Here is a 2665-nt window from a genome sequence, read left to right as displayed (position 1 = left end):
TAGCAAAAATTTAAGCCGTTTGTAATTTTACCATCTTTTTTATAAAAAATTCACAAAAGTAAAAAGAATATTTGTATCCCACTTGGGCACTATTGGTTTGGATTTTAGTATTTTAGCCCAAGCCGACCGCTCTGGTTCTGCTTGGGCATTCTATAGTTTACATATCTACATATCGGATGCGCTGTCGTTCAGACTGGCCTCGTTATTCTTGTTTGTGGTTCCCAACAAAGCCAAAGGAGCGTTTTGCGTAGAGGTACTAGCTGGATAAGTCTCATCAAAGTCTTCGTATATCTTTCTAGCTGATACACTCCAGTAATCGGTTATTTGAAATTCCTCTATTATAGAGTTTTTGCTAGAGAAGAAATTCTTGACTTCCAAGATATCTTCGTTGTCCGTGGTCATCTTTTTCGTGCTTATTAGTAGGTTATTTCCTTTTTGTCTATAAAATAGCCCCTCTTCTAATCCTTGAAAGACGACCCTATCGTTTCCTCCCTTATCGTCTATAATCTTTCTTCCCCCGGTATAGATATATACGTTATCTTCTTTTCCTCCGGTAAGAACCTCTTGTTTGCTTTGAGCTACGGGATAGGTTATGCCAAAGTCCTCGTATATTCTTCTGGCGGTCACCAAAGAGTATTCGCTTAGATCAAAGTCTTCTATGATATGATTGGCTCCTTTAAAGAAGTCTTTTACTTCAAGGACGTTATTATTAGAAGCTGTTATCTTGTTTGCGCTTATCAAAAGATTATCGCCCTTTTTACTGTAGTTTACGCTATAAGTCTTGTTTTTAAAGATAACTTTATCGTATCCTCCGTTATCGCTTATGGTTACTCTGCCTCCCGCATAGGTATAAACGTTATCTTTTTGCCCTTTATCTACCAGATTATTGTTGCCGCCCTCTGAGGTAAGATGAACGGTATTCATTAGTTTTAAGATATCTTTACGGCTCAATACGCTACCGTTACTTGCAAATTTGATTTGGTCTATAGCATAATCTCCTCCCAGGAAGTGATTTTTGACGTTTATGGTTTGACTAGAGTCTTTATTTACGGTAACTATTAGATCGTTGCCGTCTTTTTTAAATGAGACGTCGTCTTTAGATATACCGTAAGAGAACAATATAGTATCGTTTCCGCCTCCGGTGTTATCTATGGTATCGTTACCGTCTCCCATATTGTATTCATACGTATCGTCGCCTTCTCCGCCTATTAAAAGGTCGTTGCCCGCATCGCCCGATATCGTATCGTTTCCCTCTTTGCCGTAAACGGTATCGTTGCCTCCCCTAGCTCTTATAAAATTCATTTGAGAGCTACCCATTATTACATCGTCGGTGTTGAAGCCGTATATAATATCGTGAATATCTACGGAGTCATTATTGGCAAGAACGGTTTTTCTTATATCCTCAAGACTCAAAGACGAGCCGTCGCTAAATTCTATGGCTTTTATTCCCTGAGAATTACCATCTGCTTCATAAAACATACCAGAAACCGTAATCGAATCATCGCTATTTTTAAAATTTATCTTTAAATTGCTGTATTCTCTGGTTATTAAAAGATCGTCTTTAGAAATTCCTTCTTTAAATTTAATAATATCATTTCCGTCAGCAGATATCGTATCATTTCCGTCTCCCTTAGCAAAGACGTAAGTATCCGCCCCTTCTCCGCCGTCAAGCCTATCCGCGCCCTTACCGCCTATTAAAATATCGTCACCTTTATTACCTGCCAGATAATTGCTATCATCGTCGCCGTATATTTCGTCATCCTCATCGCTACCCTCATTGTTTCGCCAAAAATAGCTACTATGTATTATAACGTTATTATTTTTTAAGGCTAGCTGTATGGCTTCTAAATCCATATAAGAACCGTCGCTAAATTCGATCTTATTTATTTTGTATTGCTCGTTTAATATATGGTTATTATCCACAACGTTAAACATACCCGATACGCAAATCGAATCTTTTGTTCCTTTAATAGATACAACAAGATCGCCAACGCCATCCGATGTTCTAACTCTTTTAAATATCAAATCGTCCTTAGTTATATCCTCTTCAAATTTGATAATATCGTTTTGGCCAGAATCGCTATCGTAATTTATGATTTTATCATTGCCGTCTCCTCGTCCAAACACGTAGGTATCGTTTCCGCTGCCTCCTTGCAGCTCGTCATTTCCCTCTCCGCCGATTAAAATATCGTTCCCGTCGCCTCCCGATATAATATCATCTCCTTTATTACCTATTAAGGTATCATTGCCGCCTTTTCAATATGGTTATTCGTTGCCGCCCCCGCCTATGATAGTGTCGTCTGAATTAAAGCCGTAAAAAGTTTTTTGATCCGAGTCGGAAGATATAAGTACTCCTTTTTTTATATCTTCAAGATTCATAGATGAGCCATCGTTAAATTCTATGCCTTTGATACCTTGACTATTACTCTCGTCTTTAAAAACGTCTTTTATTGTAATTGAATCTAACGAGTTCTTTATCGTTAATATCAAACCGTCATCAAAACCGTCTTTTTGATATTCTGATCTCCTGAGTATTAAATCGTCTCGAGTGATCCCTGCCTTAAATTTAATAATATCGTTCCCATCCGCAGATACGGTATCTTGCCCGTCGCCTTTACCGAATAAATACGTATCTTCTCCGCCACCGCCGTAAAGAGCGTCGTTG

General features: G+C 38.4%; 2 protein-coding genes and 1 pseudogene. All 3 read right to left on the bottom strand.

Going from position 1 to position 2665, the window contains the following annotated elements; all coding sequences use genetic code 11:
* Window positions 1-165 precede the first annotated feature (165 nt).
* Window positions 166-1854, bottom strand: coding sequence for a calcium-binding protein (locus H740_RS12515; protein ID WP_414734175.1), 1689 nt, complete (start codon window positions 1852-1854; stop codon window positions 166-168).
* A 3-nt stretch (window positions 1855-1857) separates the two neighbouring features.
* Window positions 1858-2241: pseudogene (locus tag H740_RS12510) on the bottom strand (calcium-binding protein); the annotation flags it as partial.
* 24 nt (window positions 2242-2265) lie between these two features.
* Window positions 2266-2665: calcium-binding protein (locus tag H740_RS05760; protein WP_002952331.1), on the bottom strand; the 400-nt coding region annotated here is incomplete at its 5' end.

It is taken from the genome of Campylobacter showae CC57C (assembly GCF_000344295.2).
Lineage (GTDB): Bacteria > Campylobacterota > Campylobacteria > Campylobacterales > Campylobacteraceae > Campylobacter_A > Campylobacter_A showae_B.
Note: the sequence above shows the minus strand (reverse complement) of the source record. Positions and strands in the feature narration are given on the sequence as shown.

Excerpts from the sequence above, each read along its gene's own strand:
- H740_RS12515 (WP_414734175.1), bottom strand. The coding sequence starts at position 1,854 with ATGGATTTAGAAGCCATACAGCTAGCCTTAAAAAATAATAACGTTATA.